The sequence below is a fragment of the Agromyces laixinhei genome (genome assembly GCF_006337065.1).
Classification (GTDB): Bacteria; Actinomycetota; Actinomycetes; order Actinomycetales; family Microbacteriaceae; genus Agromyces; species Agromyces laixinhei.
Window position 1 is genome coordinate 2776158 of the sequence record NZ_CP040872.1, and the last position, 13756, is coordinate 2789913.

At 67.4% G+C, this 13756-nt stretch carries 13 protein-coding genes; 2 read left to right on the forward strand and 11 right to left on the reverse strand.

Going from position 1 to position 13756, the window contains the following annotated elements; all coding sequences use genetic code 11:
- Positions 1–102: 102 nt before the first annotated feature.
- Genes dapC through FHG54_RS13145 form a run of 4 tightly spaced genes read right to left on the reverse strand, consistent with a single transcriptional unit; the run spans position 103 to position 2426 of the window.
- On the reverse strand, positions 103–1218 hold the full coding sequence (gene dapC / locus FHG54_RS13130) for a succinyldiaminopimelate transaminase (RefSeq protein ID WP_139417665.1): 1116 nt from the start codon (positions 1216–1218) through the stop codon (positions 103–105).
- Between the two features lie 2 nt (positions 1219–1220).
- The gene (fdxA, locus tag FHG54_RS13135; protein WP_056658762.1) at positions 1221–1541 is read right to left on the reverse strand and encodes a ferredoxin; all 321 of its coding nucleotides are present in this window, start codon (positions 1539–1541) and stop codon (positions 1221–1223) included.
- Positions 1542–1578: 37 nt separating this feature from the next.
- Entirely contained in the window at positions 1579–1980 is a 402-nt protein-coding gene (locus FHG54_RS13140; RefSeq protein WP_139417666.1) for a DUF6113 family protein, read from the reverse strand.
- A complete protein-coding gene (locus FHG54_RS13145; protein WP_139417667.1) occupies positions 1977–2426 on the reverse strand; it encodes a hypothetical protein in 450 nt (149 codons plus the stop codon). Before FHG54_RS13145 ends, FHG54_RS13140 begins: the two co-directional genes overlap by 4 nt.
- A 153-nt stretch (positions 2427–2579) precedes the next feature.
- Here FHG54_RS13145 and FHG54_RS13150 point away from each other — a divergent pair, with 153 nt between their 5' ends.
- Positions 2580–3389, forward strand: a complete 810-nt coding sequence (locus FHG54_RS13150; protein ID WP_139417668.1) for an enoyl-CoA hydratase/isomerase family protein — start codon at positions 2580–2582, stop codon at positions 3387–3389.
- Between the two features lie 297 nt (positions 3390–3686).
- Here FHG54_RS13150 and FHG54_RS13155 read toward each other — a convergent pair whose 3' ends face one another.
- The 6 genes from FHG54_RS13155 to FHG54_RS13180 all read right to left on the reverse strand — a co-directional run bounded on the left by FHG54_RS13155 (position 3687) and on the right by FHG54_RS13180 (position 12348).
- Positions 3687–4379, reverse strand: coding sequence for a M23 family metallopeptidase (locus tag FHG54_RS13155; RefSeq protein ID WP_157008573.1), 693 nt, complete (start codon positions 4377–4379; stop codon positions 3687–3689).
- A gap of 390 nt (positions 4380–4769) precedes the next feature.
- Entirely contained in the window at positions 4770–6674 is a 1905-nt protein-coding gene (gene typA, locus FHG54_RS13160; RefSeq protein WP_139417670.1) for a translational GTPase TypA, read from the reverse strand.
- 234 nt (positions 6675–6908) lie between these two features.
- Positions 6909–8675, reverse strand: coding sequence for a dipeptide ABC transporter ATP-binding protein (locus FHG54_RS13165; protein WP_139417671.1), 1767 nt, complete (start codon positions 8673–8675; stop codon positions 6909–6911).
- Complete coding sequence (locus FHG54_RS13170) at positions 8672–9625, reverse strand: ABC transporter permease (RefSeq protein WP_139417672.1); 954 nt, start codon at positions 9623–9625, stop codon at positions 8672–8674. The genes FHG54_RS13165 and FHG54_RS13170 overlap by 4 nt, the downstream gene beginning before the upstream one ends.
- Positions 9615–10544 (reverse strand): ABC transporter permease, encoded by a 930-nt coding sequence (locus FHG54_RS13175; RefSeq protein ID WP_139417673.1) that lies wholly within the window; start codon positions 10542–10544, stop codon positions 9615–9617. Before FHG54_RS13175 ends, FHG54_RS13170 begins: the two co-directional genes overlap by 11 nt.
- 181 nt (positions 10545–10725) lie before the next feature.
- Complete coding sequence (locus tag FHG54_RS13180) at positions 10726–12348, reverse strand: peptide ABC transporter substrate-binding protein (RefSeq protein ID WP_139417674.1); 1623 nt, start codon at positions 12346–12348, stop codon at positions 10726–10728.
- Positions 12349–12554: 206 nt separating this feature from the next.
- Here FHG54_RS13180 and FHG54_RS13185 point away from each other — a divergent pair, with 206 nt between their 5' ends.
- On the forward strand, positions 12555–13319 hold the full coding sequence (locus FHG54_RS13185) for a CPBP family intramembrane glutamic endopeptidase (RefSeq protein WP_139417675.1): 765 nt from the start codon (positions 12555–12557) through the stop codon (positions 13317–13319).
- Here the strand turns inward: FHG54_RS13185 and FHG54_RS13190 are convergent.
- Positions 13265–13744, reverse strand: coding sequence for a hypothetical protein (locus FHG54_RS13190; protein WP_139417676.1), 480 nt, complete (start codon positions 13742–13744; stop codon positions 13265–13267). The genes FHG54_RS13185 and FHG54_RS13190 overlap by 55 nt on opposite strands.
- Between the last annotated feature and the right edge of the window lie 12 nt (positions 13745–13756).

Below are 13756 nucleotides of genomic sequence, written 5' to 3' on the forward strand. Positions count from 1 at the left end.
CTAGACGGGCGCCGGGCCAACTGTCGCACTCGCCAACAGATCGCCGCTTCCGTTGGTGGGAATCACAGCCGCAGGCCTCGCCTCAGCACGAACGAGCGGATGTCACGCCGGTGCGGCAGCTCGGAGCCGCTCGGAGGCGGCCGAGATGCGCTCGTCGGTCGCGGTCAGCGACAGCCGAACATGTTCGGGATGGTGGGGGCCGTAGAAGATGCCGGGGCCGGCGACGATGCCGAGGTCGGCGAGCCGCCCGATCGACTCCCAGGCCGCGCGGCCCTCGGTCGCCCAGAGATAGAGTCCGGCCTCGCTGCGATCGATGCGGAATCCGGCTGCCTCGAGCGCGGGCTTCAGCAGGTCGCGGCGTGCGCGGTATCGCTCCTTCTGCTCTGCCACGTGCACGTCGTCGCGGAGCGCGGCGATCATCGCCGCCTGCAACGGTTGCGGGAGCATGAGCCCCGCGTGCTTGCGCACGGTCGTGATGCGCCCGATGACGGCTGCGCACCCCGCGATGAAGGCGGTGCGGTACCCGGCCATGTTCGACTGCTTCGACAGCGAATAGGCGACGAGCACCTGGTGACGGCTCTCGCCGACGACCCGCGGGTCGAGCAGGCTCGGAGCCGGGGCATCCGCCCACTCGCCCTCCCACCCGAGCTCGGCGTAGCACTCGTCGCCGACGATGATCGCGTCGAGTTCGAGGGCACGCTCGCGTGCGGTGCGCAGTTCGTCGATCGTGAGCACCCGGCCGTCGGGGTTGCCTGGGCTGTTCAGCCAGACGAGCTTCGTCTCGGCGGGCCACTCGGCCGGGTCGTCGGAGGCCATCGCCGTGGCGCCGACGAGCACGGCGCCCATCTCGTAGCTCGGGTACGCCGCCCGCGGGTGCACGACGACGTCGCCCTCGCCGAGTCCGAGCAGGAACGGCAGCAGTGCGACGAGCTCCTTGGAGCCGACGGTCGGCAGCACATTGGCCGACGTGAGCCCGGTGACACCGCGGCGACGGGCGAACCAGTCGATGATGGCGCTGCGCAGTTCGTCGGTGCCGATCGTCTGGGGATAGGCGTGGGCATCGGTCGCGTTCGCGAGCGCTGTTCGCACGAGCGCCGGGGTCGGGTCCACCGGCGAGCCGATCGACAGGTCGACGACACCGTCGGGATGCACGGCGGCGCGCTCACGGAACGGCACCATGAGGTCCCACGGATAGTCGGGCAGCTCGCCGCGCGCCATGCTCAGTGCGCCTGAGGAGGGAGCACCGCGATCACGGGGTGATCCTTCGGGATGACGCCGATCTTGGCGGCACCGCCGGGCGATCCGATGTCGTCGAAGAACTCGACGTTGGCCTTGTAGTAGTCGGCCCACATCTCGGGCAGGTCGTCTTCGTAGTAGATCGCCTCGACCGGGCAGACCGGTTCGCACGCCCCGCAGTCGACGCACTCGTCAGGGTGGATGTAGAGCGAGCGTTCACCCTCGTAGATGCAGTCGACGGGACACTCGTCGATGCAGGCGCGGTCTTTGACGTCGACGCACGGAAGGGCGATGACATAGGTCACGGTGTTCGCTGTCCCTTCGAGAGGATGGGACTCCAGTCTAGGCGTCGCGCAGGGTCTCGGCGTCGCGCGGCCGGGGCTTCGGCAGCTTCGGCCAGGCGACGACGAGCACCGCGATGAGCGCAGGCGCGATCGACCACACCGTGCCGGTGAGGTCGCCGACGATGAGCACCGAACCGCCCGGACCCGGAAGTGTGAGCACGGCGACCGCGACGACGATGCCGGCACCCGCTGCTGCGGCGGCCCCGCGCCCGCCGGCGACGAGCCTGATTCCGAGCAGCAGGCCCGCGACGCCGACGAGGGCGGCGACGAGCCCCCACGGAACCGCGATCTCACCGATGGTCCACGACGTGCGATGCCCGACCGTGCCGAGTGCGCCGTAGAAGAGCCCGATCAGGAACGCGACGACGATCGTGCCGATGCGGCTGCCGCGACTCGTCATTTCGTCTGTGGCGTGACCGTGTACGAGACCGCCTCGCCCTCACCGGCCACGAGCACGAAGTACTCGCCGTTCGAGTACACGACGGCGCTCGCGCCCTCACCCGACAGTGTGGTGTCTTCGGTGAAGCCCGCGGCCTCGAGCTTCGCCGCCGCGTCGGCGACGGGGTCGGCCGCGGTCGACGCGATCATCACGATCCAGCCTTCGCTGCCGCCCGCGCCGGCGGCGAAGGTGATGTCGCCGTCGACGAGTGCGACCGATTCGGGAAAGCCGTCCGGCAGTTCGCCGCCGAGGCTGACGTCGCCGCCGGTGGCGCCCTCGACGGCGTCTTCGACGCCCTGCTCGACGAGGTCGGCCGGGTTCGGGAAGCAGGCGGAAAGACCCGTCACGGCGAGCGCCGCGATCAGCGCGGCAGCGCCCAGACGACGGCTGGTGGTGGACTGTCGCATGGTCGACTCCTCGTATGCAGTGGTCTGGTATCGGGGCGTGCACGGCGCGCATCGAGGCATCCGATGGCCCCTTCAGGAATTCTATCGGGCACGCGGGGCGGATGCCGTAGCGTGGAGCGCGACACGGAACGGGCCGTGCGGAGAGGATCGACGATGGCCGAGCCCAGCACCCAGGAGAACGGGCCCGACGTGCGCGTCGAGCGCGACGGCGGCATCGCGATCGTGACGATCGACCGGCCGAGGGCGCTGAACGCGCTCTCCCCTGAGGTGCTCTCCACGATCCTCGGCACCTTCGAGGCGCTCGCCGCCGAGGGCAGCGACGTACGCGGGGTACTGCTGACCGGCGCCGGCGGACGCGCCTTCGTGGCGGGCGCCGACATCAGGGCGATGGCGCAGTTCACACCCGAACAGGCTGAAGAGACGGCCCGACTCGGTCACCGGGTCGCCGCAGCGATCGAGGGGCTCGCTGCCCCCGTCATCGCGTGCGTCGACGGCTTCGCACTCGGCGGTGGCCTCGAACTCGCGCTCGCCTGCGACTTCATCTACGCAACGGATGCCTCGAGCTTCGGGCAGCCCGAAGTGCATCTGGGGCTCATCCCGGGGTTCGGCGGCACCGTGCGTCTCCCCCGTGCCGTCGGCCTGGCCAGGGCGAAGGAGCTCATCTACACCGGACGACGCATCGACACGGCCGAGGCCCTCGCCATCGGACTCGTCGCTCGGTCGTTCGCCGATCGCGAGTCGCTCTTCGCGGGAGCTCGGGCGACGCTCGACGAGGTCGGCGCGAACGCCGCACCCGCGGTCGGTCTCGCCAAGCGCGTGCTCGTCGACGCGGCCGGCCGGCGCACCGAGTCGGCGACGGAGCTCGAAGTCGCGGGCTTCGGCGACGCATTCCGCACACAGGACATGCGCGAGGGCGTCGCGGCCTTCGTCGAGAAGCGCGAGCCGGAGTTCACCGGCGCCTGAGCCGCGCACGCACGCACTGCTTCCGCGCGACGCACCTTCCTCGCGCGCACGCGCGCCTTCCGCGCACGCACCTCTTCCGCGCGCACGCACCTCTTCCGCGCGCACGCGCGCCTTCCGCGCGCACCCATGTAGGACGAAGCCACCTTTGTAGGACACACCGATATCGGCGCGTCCTACACAGCGCTCTTCGTCCTACAGTCCTCTAATCACCGGCCAGCTCTGCTGACCAGTCCCACAGCTGCTGACCAGTCCCGCGTCTGCTGACCAGTCCCACAGCTGGGCGGCCTGAGCCGCGCGTCAGCCGAGGCGGGCCGACAGCCAGGCGAAACCGTCGAATCGCACGCCATCCTCGCCGAACATCTCGAGGTGCAGGTGCGGGCCGGTCGACTGACCGGTCGAACCCACGAGCCCGATGACCTGGCCGGCCGTGACCTGTTGCCCGACCGAGACGGTCATCGACCCGATCTGCATGTGCCCGTACGAGCTCGTGATGAGTTCGCCGCCGATGTTGTGCTGCACCTCGATGTTGACCCCGAGTCCGCCGCCGTTCTCGGTGGCGAGCACCACGACGCCGTCGGCGATCGACATCACGGGGGTGCCGTTGCCCGGGTTGAAGTCGACGCCGTCGTGATTCGTCGAGCAGCCCGAGCACGGGGCCGCACGCGGGCCGAAGCCGCTACTGCGGTTCTCAGGGGTCAGCACCGGCCAGACGATCGTGTCGGTGTCGACGAGTGCGACGTTGCCGAGACTCGCGACCTCCGACACGATGGGCGGCGGCGCCGCCACGACGTCATACGGTTCGGCCGCCAGCTGCGACATGACACCCTCGCCGCCGACCTCGACCGTCTGCGGGGTGTACTCGATCGTGTCTTCGGCCGGGGCATAGACCGAGGCGCGGGCCTCCGTGTCGGTCGCTGAGACCGCGAGTGACGGCAGGCTCGTGGCGACCATCATGGCCGCGGCGAACGACATTGCGATGACTGAGAACATCGGCCGCAGCGAGCGCCTCGGGCGATGCGCGCGCACCGCGGAGGGTGTGCCGCCGGGTCCGGTCGGGTCATGCGGTGCGCCGGCGACGGAGCGGCGGGCGGTGCGAAGGCGGGAGGGGCTGGGGGCGGCCGCGCGGCGGCCGTGCTTGGGGGGAATCATATGGGGGTGCGTTACGTATTTTCCGAGTCGAGTGCGAGACAACCTCAGTTACGGTACGGATCGATTCTGAGAAAAGCCTCAGATGCGCATGCATAGAACCTGCGAGCGGCGCACTCAGGTGCACTCAGGTGCACACAGGTGCACCAGGCACACGCAACGCACACCGAGACAACAAGCGGATGCCGCCGGGCCGATCAGCCCCGCGGCATCCGCTCATGCAGAAGTCGTGTGTCAGCCCTGCTTCTTCAGGCGCGACGTCGCACGTGCACGCGCCGTGGCGTCGAGCTCGACCTTGCGGATGCGCACGGCGGCCGGCGTGACCTCGACGCACTCGTCTTCGCGGGCGAACTCCAGGCACTCCTCGAGCGAGAGTTGGCGCGACGGCGTCATCGACTCGAAGGTGTCGGCGGTCGACGAACGCATGTTCGTCAGCTTCTTCTCTTTCGTGATGTTGACGTCCATGTCGTCGGCGCGGGAGTTCTCGCCGATCACCATGCCCTCGTAGACCTCTTCGGTGGGATTCACGAAGAAGGTCATGCGCTCCTGCAGGGCGATGATGGCGAACGGGGTGACCACACCGGAGCGGTCGGCGACGATCGAACCGTTGTTGCGGGTGACGATCTGACCGGCCCACGCGTCGTAGCCGTGCGAGATCGCGTTGGCGATGCCGGTGCCGCGCGTGGTCGTCATGAACTCCGTGCGGAAGCCGATGAGCCCGCGGCTCGGCACGATGAATTCCATGCGCACCCAGCCGGTGCCGTGATTCGACATGTTGTCCATGCGCCCCTTACGGGCGGCGAGCAGCTGGGTGATCGCGCCGAGGTACTCCTCGGGAGCGTCGATCGTGAGGTGCTCGTACGGCTCGTGGGTCTTGCCGTCGACCTGCTTCGTGACCACCTGGGGCTTGCCGACCGTGAGTTCGAAGCCCTCACGGCGCATCTGTTCCACGAGGATCGCGAGCGCGAGCTCGCCGCGGCCCTGCACCTCCCACGCGTCGGGGCGGCCGATGTCGAGAATCTTCAGCGAGACATTGCCGACGAGCTCTCGGTCGAGTCGGTCCTTCACCATGCGGGCGGTGAGCTTGTGGCCCTTGACCTTGCCGACGAGGGGCGAGGTGTTCGTACCGATCGTCATCGAGATCGCCGGCTCATCGACCGCGATGATCGGGAGCGCGCGCACATCGTCGGCGTCGGCGAGGGTGTCGCCGATCATGATGTCCTCGAATCCGGCCACGACGGCGATGTCGCCGGGGCCGGCACTCTCGGCCGGGTAGCGGTCGAGGGCCTTCGTCAGGAAGAGCTCGGTGACGCGAACATTCTGCACGGAGCCGTCGTGCTTGACCCAGGCAACCGTCTGGCCCTTCTTGATCGTGCCGTGGAAGACTCGGAGCAGCGCGAGACGACCGAGGAAGGGTGAAGCATCGAGGTTCGTCACGTGCGCCTGGAGCGGGTGCTCGTCGTCGTACGTCGGCGCGGGGATGTGCTGCAGAATCGACTCGAAGAGCGGCTCGAGGTCGTCGTTGTCGGGCAGCTCGCCGTTGCCGGGCTTGTTATGGCTCGCGGCGCCGTTGCGCCCTGAAGCGTAGACGACCGGCACATCGAGGATCGCGTCGAGGTCGAGGTCGGGCACGTCGTCGGCCATGTCGGAGGCGAGGCCGAGGAGCAGGTCCTGGCTCTCGGCGACGACCTCGTCGATGCGCGCATCGGGGCGGTCGGTCTTGTTGACGAGCAGGATCACCGGCATGCGGGCCTCGAGGGCCTTGCGGAGCACGAAGCGGGTCTGCGGCAGCGGCCCTTCGCTCGAGTCGACGAGCAGCACGACGCCGTCGACCATCGACAGACCGCGCTCGACCTCGCCGCCGAAGTCGGCGTGACCCGGGGTGTCGATCACGTTGATCGTGATCGGACCGTCGGCAGCGTGCGTGCCCCTGTACGAGATCGCCGTGTTCTTGGCGAGGATCGTGATGCCCTTCTCGCGCTCGAGCTCGTTCGAGTCCATGGCGCGCTCTTCGACGTGCGCGTGCGCGTCGAAGGAGTTCGTCTGGTTGAGCATCGCGTCGACGAGCGTGGTCTTGCCGTGGTCGACGTGCGCGACGATCGCGACGTTTCGCAGGTCATTCCGGGTGGCGTTGGCCATGTTTGGTCCTCGGGGTGCCGGCCGCCCGTCGCCCCCGAGCACGAGATCAGCGCACGGAGACAGCGTGGAAGCGCTGAGATGAAGGTCTGTGGGGAGCGCAGGATGCCGCAGTCACGGCGTGCGCCCATCCAGCTTACAGGGTCGGGCGACCGCGAAGCTGAGAACGCACGTGCGCCCGGCCTCCGATCCACTCGGAGCCGGGCGCTCGCGTACTGCTGTACGCCAGCTCGGCGTCTAGGCTCCGAGCTGGATGTTCGCACCGGGGATCGCCGCGAGGAGATCTTTCGTGTACTGCTCCTGCGGGTGGTCGAACACCTCGTCGGTGGTCGCCGACTCGACGATCTTGCCGCGCTGCATCACGCAGACCCGATCGGCGATGACGCGCACGACGGCGAGGTCGTGGGTGATGAAGAGGTACGTCAGACCGAGTTCTGCCTGCAGATCGGCGAGCAGGCGCAGGATCTGCGCCTGGACGAGCACGTCGAGCGCGGAGACCGCCTCGTCGAGCACGAGGATCTCGGGCTTCAGCGCGAGCGCACGCGCGATCGCGATGCGCTGACGCTGTCCGCCCGACAGCTCGTTGGGATACCGGCCGACCAGCGTTCGCGGCAGCGACACCTGCTCGAGCAGCTCGAACACACGCTCCCGGCGGGAAGCGTTCGTGCCGACTTTGTGCGTGAACAGCGGCTCCGAGATGGTGTTGCCGATGTTGCGAAGCGGGTTGAGCGTGCCGTACGGATCCTGGAACACCGGTTGCATTCGACCGCGGAGCTCGAACAGCTCTTTGCCGCTCGTGGCCGCGAGGTCCTTGCCTCCCACGACGATCTTCCCGCTCGTGGCATCCTCGAGCTTCAGCAGCAGCTTCGCCACGGTCGACTTGCCCGAGCCCGACTCACCCACGAGCGCCATGGTGGTGCCCTTGGGGATCTGGAACGAGACCTGATCGACCGCGGTGAACTCGCCCGAACCCCGGATCTTGAAGACCTTGGTGAGGTCTTCGACCACGATCGCCGGCGGAGCGGATTCTGCAGCGGCGAGCGCTTCGGCGCGGGCTTCCGCCGTTGCGAGCAGGTCGATCGAGTCACCTGCCGCACTCGCTGCGTCGTCGGACATCGAGGACTCGGCCGCCGAGATCGATCCTGTTGCCTGGATGCGGCGCGAGGCGAGACTCGGCGCCGCGGCGACGAGTCGCTGCGTGTACGGATGCTGCGGGTTCTGCAGGATCTGGGCCGACGGGCCGGATTCGACGATTCGGCCCTTGTACATCACGACGAGCTGCTCGGCGCGTTCGGCCGCGAGGCCGAGGTCGTGCGTGATGAACAGCAGCGTCGTGCCGAGCTCGCGGGTGAGCGACTCGAGGTGATCGAGGATGACCCGCTGCACCGTGACGTCGAGCGCGGAGGTCGGCTCGTCGGCGATGAGCAACTGCGGGTTCGCTGCGAGGCCCATGCCGATCAGCACGCGCTGGCGCATGCCGCCCGAGAACTGGTGCGGGAACTGCTTGAGCCGCCGGTCGGCGTCGTGGAGACCCGCCTGCTTCAGCACCTCGATCGCGCGCTTCTTGACCTCTTTGCGCCCCGTGGCGATGCCGTTCGCCTGGATGGCCTCCTCGACCTGGAAGCCGATCGACCACACGGGGTTGAGGTTGGACATCGGGTCCTGCGGCACGAAGCCGATCTTGCGGCCGCGGATCCCCTCCATTTCCTTCGCCGACGCCTTCGTGAGGTCTTGGCCGTCGAGGAGGATCTGGCCGCCCGAGATGTGGCCGGTGCCGGGCAGCAGGTTGATGATCGCGTGCGCCGTGGTCGACTTGCCGGAGCCCGACTCACCCACGATCGCGAGGCTCTGCCCCCGGTACAGGGTGATGTTGGCGCCGTCGACAGCCTTGAGCACTCCGTCTTGGGTGTTGAACCCGACCTGCAGGTTCTTGATCTCGAGGAGCGGCCGCTCCTCGCCGGCCGAGCTGTCGTGCATGCCGGCTCCGTTCGTGGTCTCGCTCATCGCTGGGCCCTCGCCTTCGGGTCGAGCGCGTCACGGATGACCTCGCCGAGCATGATGAAGCTCAGCACGGTGATCGACAGCGCGATGGAGGGCAGGATCAAGGTCTGGGGTGCCTGGCGCAGGTCGTTCTGCGCCGCCGAGATGTCGTTGCCCCACGACATCGTCGTGCTCGGAAGGCCCACGCCGAGGAAGGACAGACTCGCCTCGGCGACGATCGCCGCCGCGAGCGAGAGCGTCGTGATGACGATGACCGGCGCGATCGAGTTCGGCAGCACGTGGCGGAGCAGGATCCTGAACTTCGAGACGCCCAGCGCGGTGGCCGCCATCACGAAGTCGGAGTTCTTCACCCTGAGGATCTCGGCTCTCAGCACACGTGCCGTGGATGGCCAGGCGAAGAGGCCGATCGCGAGCGAGATCACCCAGACGCTCGCGTACTTCGACATCACCGACATGACGACCACTGCGGCGAGGATGTAGGGGATCGAGAAGAAGATGTCGCCGATTCGCGAGAGCACCGAGTCGATCCATCCGCCGTAGAAGCCGGAGAATGCCCCGAACACGATGCCGAGGAAGGCCACCAGGAAGGTCACGATGAGACCGACTGACAGCGAGGTCGACGTGCCGTGGATGATGCGCGAGTAGATGTCGCAGCCCTGTTTCGTGAAGCCGAGCGGATGGCCCGCGGTCGGCCCGCCGTTGCTGTTGGCGAGCTGGCAGTCGTTGTTCGGGGGAACCTGCGTGAACCAGTTCGGGAACAGTGCGACGACGACGACCAGCACGATGAGTGCGGCAGAGATCCAGAACATCGGGCGCTTGCGAACGTCGGCCCAGGCATCGCGCCACAGGTTCGACGGCTTGCCCTCGGTCTTGACGGAGTCGATCGCGACGAGCGGCGTCTCTTCGAGCGGAGCGACGAAGTGCTCCTGATTGGGTCGGGTCTTACTTGGCATAGCGGATCCTCGGGTCGAGAACGGCGTAGAACAGATCGATCAGCAGGTTCACCACGAGATAGATCAGCACCATGATGGTGACGAAGGCGACGACGGTCGGGTTCTCTCCCCGGATGATCGCCTGGTAGACGGTGCGGCCGACACCCGGCACGTTGAAGATGCCCTCGGTGATGACGGCGCCGACCATGAGCACACCGAAGTCCACCGCGAGGTAGGTCACCACGGGGATCAGCGAGTTGCGAAGGATGTGCACGGGGACGATGCGCCGGCGGGAGAGGCCCTTGCTCGCGGCGGTGCGAACGAAGTCTTGACCCTCGGTCTCGATGACTGACGACCTCGTCAGTCGAACGATCTGCGCGAAGCTGCCGGTCGCGAGTACCAACGCCGGTAAGACGAGCTCAGACCATGGCGCACCGAACCCGACAGTGGGCCGGAACCACCCGAGCTGGATGGCGAAGACGTACTGGGCCACGAAGCCCACGACGAAGATCGGGACCGAGATGAGCATGAGGCTGACCACGAGGGCGCTCGCATCGAAGATGCCGCCCTTGCGCAGGCCCGAGACGAGGCCGACCGAGATGCCGGCGACCATCAGGAAGAAGACCGAGAGCATCGCGAGCCGGAGGGTCACCGGAAAGGTCTGCGCGAGGATATCGGCCACCGGCTGACCCGAGAACGAGACGCCGAGGTCACCGCGAAGGATGTTGCCGAGGAAGAGCAGGTACTGGACGATGAACGGTTTGTCCAGGTTGTACCGCGCCCGCAGCTCCTCGACCACGGCCGGGGGCGGGGTCTTGTCGCCGAAGAGCCCGACGACGGGGTCGCCCGGCATGGCGAAGACCATGAAGTAGATCAGGAAGGTGGTGCCGAGCAGCACAGGGATCACCTGCAGCAGTCGGCGCACGATGTAGCCGGCCATTGATCAGGCCCCGCAATTCGTGGATGTTGACATGTCGAAGAAACCTCACCGCTATGCGAGTTCGTCACACGATGCTACGCCGATCGGGTTCGCATCGGGTGAATACGTGGGGATGGGGCGGCAGCCGATCGGCTGCCGCCCCACAGGTGACTCAAGAAACCCGAGTCGACCTGAACGAGAACTACTCGCTCTTGGTGATCTGGTAGTAGAGCGGTACCGAGTTCCATCCGTACTGGACGTTCTCGACCTGCTCGCTCCACGCTCCGTTGACGGTGCGGTACCAGAGCGGGATGGCGGGGAGGTCCTTGAAGAGGATCTCCTGCGCCTGCTGGAACTTCTCGTTCGCGGCATCGATCTCAGTCTCGGCGAGACCCTCGGTGAGGAGGGTGTCGAACTCGGGGTTCGAGTAGTCGCCGTCGTTCGAGCCCGCACCCGTGCCGTAGATCGGTCCGAGGAAGTTGAACAGCGCCGGGTAGTCGGCCTGCCAACCCGAGCGGAACGGGGTCTGGATAGCGCGGTCGGTGACCGAGGTGCGGAACTCGGCGAAGGTCGGGAACGGGTTGCCCGATGCCTCGATGCCGAGGTTGTTCTTCAGCTGGTTCGCCACAGCGTCGACCCAGGCCTGGTGGCCGCCGTCGGCGTTGTACCCGATCTGGAATGTTCCCGTCCAGGGCGCGATGGCGTCGGCCTGAGCCCAGAGGTCTTTGGCTGCGTCAGCGTCGAAGTCGAGCACGTCGGAACCGGGGATCTCTTCGGAGTAGCCGTCGATGACCGGCGACGTGAAGTCATGGGTAGCCGTAGCGGCGCCCTCGAAGATCACATCGGTGATCTCTTCACGGTTGATCGCCTTCGAGATGGCAGCGCGGCGGAGTTCACCCTCTTCGCCCGAGAAGTGCGGCAGGCGAGCCGGGATCGTGAACGACTGGAAGATGGCCGCGGCCTGGTTGACCGAGCGGTCGCCGAACTCGTCTTCGTACGTGCCGAGCGCGCTCGGCGGAATCTGGTCGACCACATCGACGTTGCCGCCCTGGAGGTCGGCGTACGACGCGTCCTGCGTGGCGTAGAAGATGATGTCGAGTCCGCCGTTGGCGGGCTGGCGGGGGCCCTGGTAGTCGGGGTTCACGACGAGGTCGATCTTCTCGTTGTGCTTCCAGGCGCCTTCGCCGTCGAGCATGTACGGGCCGTTGCCGATCGGGTTCTCGCCGAAGGCCTCGAGGTCTTCCCATGCCGACTCGGGCAGCGGGAAGAACGCCGAGTAGCCGAGGCGCAGCGGGAAGTCCGACTCGGGCTGCGACAGCGTCACCTCGAAGGTCAGGTCGTCGACGACCACGAGACCCGGCAGTTCGGGCACGTTGACGTCGTAGCTGAAGCCCTCGATCGACTCGAAGAAGTAGCTCGAAAGCTGGGCGTTGTCGAGCGCCGCGCCGTAGTTCCACGCGTCGACGAACGAGTTCGCCGTGACCGGCTCGCCGTTCGAGAAGGTCTGATCGGCTTTGATCTTGATCGTGTAGTGCTGCGCGTCTTCGGTCTCGATCGACTCGGCCATGTCGTTGACGGGGGCGCCGTCGGCGTCATAGAAGATCAGGCCCGCGAAGATCGAGTCGAGGATCTTGCCGCCGCCGACCTCGTTCGTGTTGGTCGGGATCAGCGGGTTCTGCGGCTCTGAGCCGTTCGTCGTGATGATGGCGGTGGAGCTGCCGGACTCGTCTGTAGCGCCGGTGTCGCCGCTGGTGCAGCCCGAGAGCGTGAGCGCTCCCGCAGCCGCAAGAGCAATGGCGACCACGCCAATTCTCTTGATCTTCAATGTTCCTCCTGTGGGATGTGCGTCGACAGCACGGCTTCTGGCCGCACTGGAGCGCTGGTAGATCGAGACTATGAAGCGCGCCACCTCGAAGCAAACCAGAACGGCAAACCGTTACCCACGCGCAACCTAGCGACGCCCCGTCCGCCGGAAATCGCCGCGGCCCCGCAGCATTCTTGCGTTCGGATCGCTCATGCGAGGATTGCCGCATGTCTTCCGCGGCGCGCCTTCGACTCGAGGTCGGGATCGTGTTCGGTCTCTCGCTCGGTGCCTCCGCCGTCTACTCGATCGTCTCGATCGTGGCGAAGTTGACCGAGGAGACCCCGCTCGGCGAGCAGACCGTCGCCCTGAACCCCTCACGTGCGCCGCGTGAATGGCTCGACTTCACCTACCAGTTCCTCGACGTCTTCTTCGGCCTCTTCGCCGTCGCGCTCGTGCTGTACCTCTTGTGGGCGCCAGGCACGAATCCGTTCCGCCGCATCGGGCTCGACCTGTCGAGACCCGGCCGCGACGCGGCATCCGGAGTGCTGCTCGTGCTCGCCATCGGCGTGCCCGGTCTCGCCCTCTACGCGCTCGGCCGCGCGCTCGGCCTCACTGTCGCGGTGGAGGCCTCACCGGCCGACTGGTTGTGGTGGACGGTGCCGGTGCTCATCTTCCGAGCGCTCGAGGCCGCGCTCGTCGAAGAGGTCATCGTCGTGGGCTACCTCTTCACGAGGTTCAGGGAACTCGGTGTCGGACCATGGGCGACGATCGTGTCGAGCGCGCTGCTTCGCGGCACGTACCACCTGTACCAGGGCATCGGACCGTTCTTCGGCAACGTCGCGATGGGGGTCGTCTTCGGCTGGTGCTACCAGCGCTGGGGCCGCACGATGCCGCTCGTCATCGCGCACTGGATCCTCGACATCGTCTCCTTCGTCGGCTACCCGCTCGCGGTGGGCTGGTGGCCGGGGCTCTTCACCGTTTCGACCGGCTGAGAGCGACGATTCGCGTGCCCCGCGCGCAGCGTGCGCGGCACATGCTCGCTTCGGCCGAGCACGACCACGGTCGCGGGCATCGGCGGCAGCGCTTCCTCGGCGGCCTCGACACGCAGGTCGGGATCGGTGCCGCGCACGCGCGCCAAGTCGAGCCCGCTGCGCCGCGACGGTGTGCAGACCGTCGAGTAGTAGCCCTCGTCGCCGAAGGCGCCCCCGCCGAAACCGGTGATCGACTGGGCTCTGCGCAGCGCCTCGGCGGTGGCCGGGTCACGTCGCTCGAGGAGACCCGCGCGCTGCTCGAGCCCGAGGCCGCGGCCCGCGAGCACCGTGGTGCCCACGAGCAGCCCCACGAATCCGAGGGTGGCGACCACCCCGATGAAATCGACGAACATCATGCCCCCTGCTTCGAGAGAACCGGGTGCCATGACGGAACCCGC

Coding starts and splice junctions, on each gene's coding strand:
- dapC (WP_139417665.1), bottom strand. CDS start 1,218: ATGGCGCGCGGCGAGCTGCCCGACTATCCGTGGGACCTCATGGTGCCG.
- FHG54_RS13140 (WP_139417666.1), bottom strand. CDS start 1,980: ATGACGAGTCGCGGCAGCCGCATCGGCACGATCGTCGTCGCGTTCCTG.
- FHG54_RS13145 (WP_139417667.1), bottom strand. CDS start 2,426: ATGCGACAGTCCACCACCAGCCGTCGTCTGGGCGCTGCCGCGCTGATC.
- FHG54_RS13150 (WP_139417668.1), top strand. CDS start 2,580: ATGGCCGAGCCCAGCACCCAGGAGAACGGGCCCGACGTGCGCGTCGAG.
- FHG54_RS13155 (WP_157008573.1), bottom strand. CDS start 4,379: ATGTTCTCAGTCATCGCAATGTCGTTCGCCGCGGCCATGATGGTCGCC.
- typA (WP_139417670.1), bottom strand. CDS start 6,674: ATGGCCAACGCCACCCGGAATGACCTGCGAAACGTCGCGATCGTCGCG.
- FHG54_RS13165 (WP_139417671.1), bottom strand. CDS start 8,675: ATGAGCGAGACCACGAACGGAGCCGGCATGCACGACAGCTCGGCCGGC.
- FHG54_RS13170 (WP_139417672.1), bottom strand. CDS start 9,625: ATGCCAAGTAAGACCCGACCCAATCAGGAGCACTTCGTCGCTCCGCTC.
- FHG54_RS13175 (WP_139417673.1), bottom strand. CDS start 10,544: ATGGCCGGCTACATCGTGCGCCGACTGCTGCAGGTGATCCCTGTGCTG.
- FHG54_RS13185 (WP_139417675.1), top strand. CDS start 12,555: ATGTCTTCCGCGGCGCGCCTTCGACTCGAGGTCGGGATCGTGTTCGGT.
- FHG54_RS13190 (WP_139417676.1), bottom strand. CDS start 13,744: ATGGCACCCGGTTCTCTCGAAGCAGGGGGCATGATGTTCGTCGATTTC.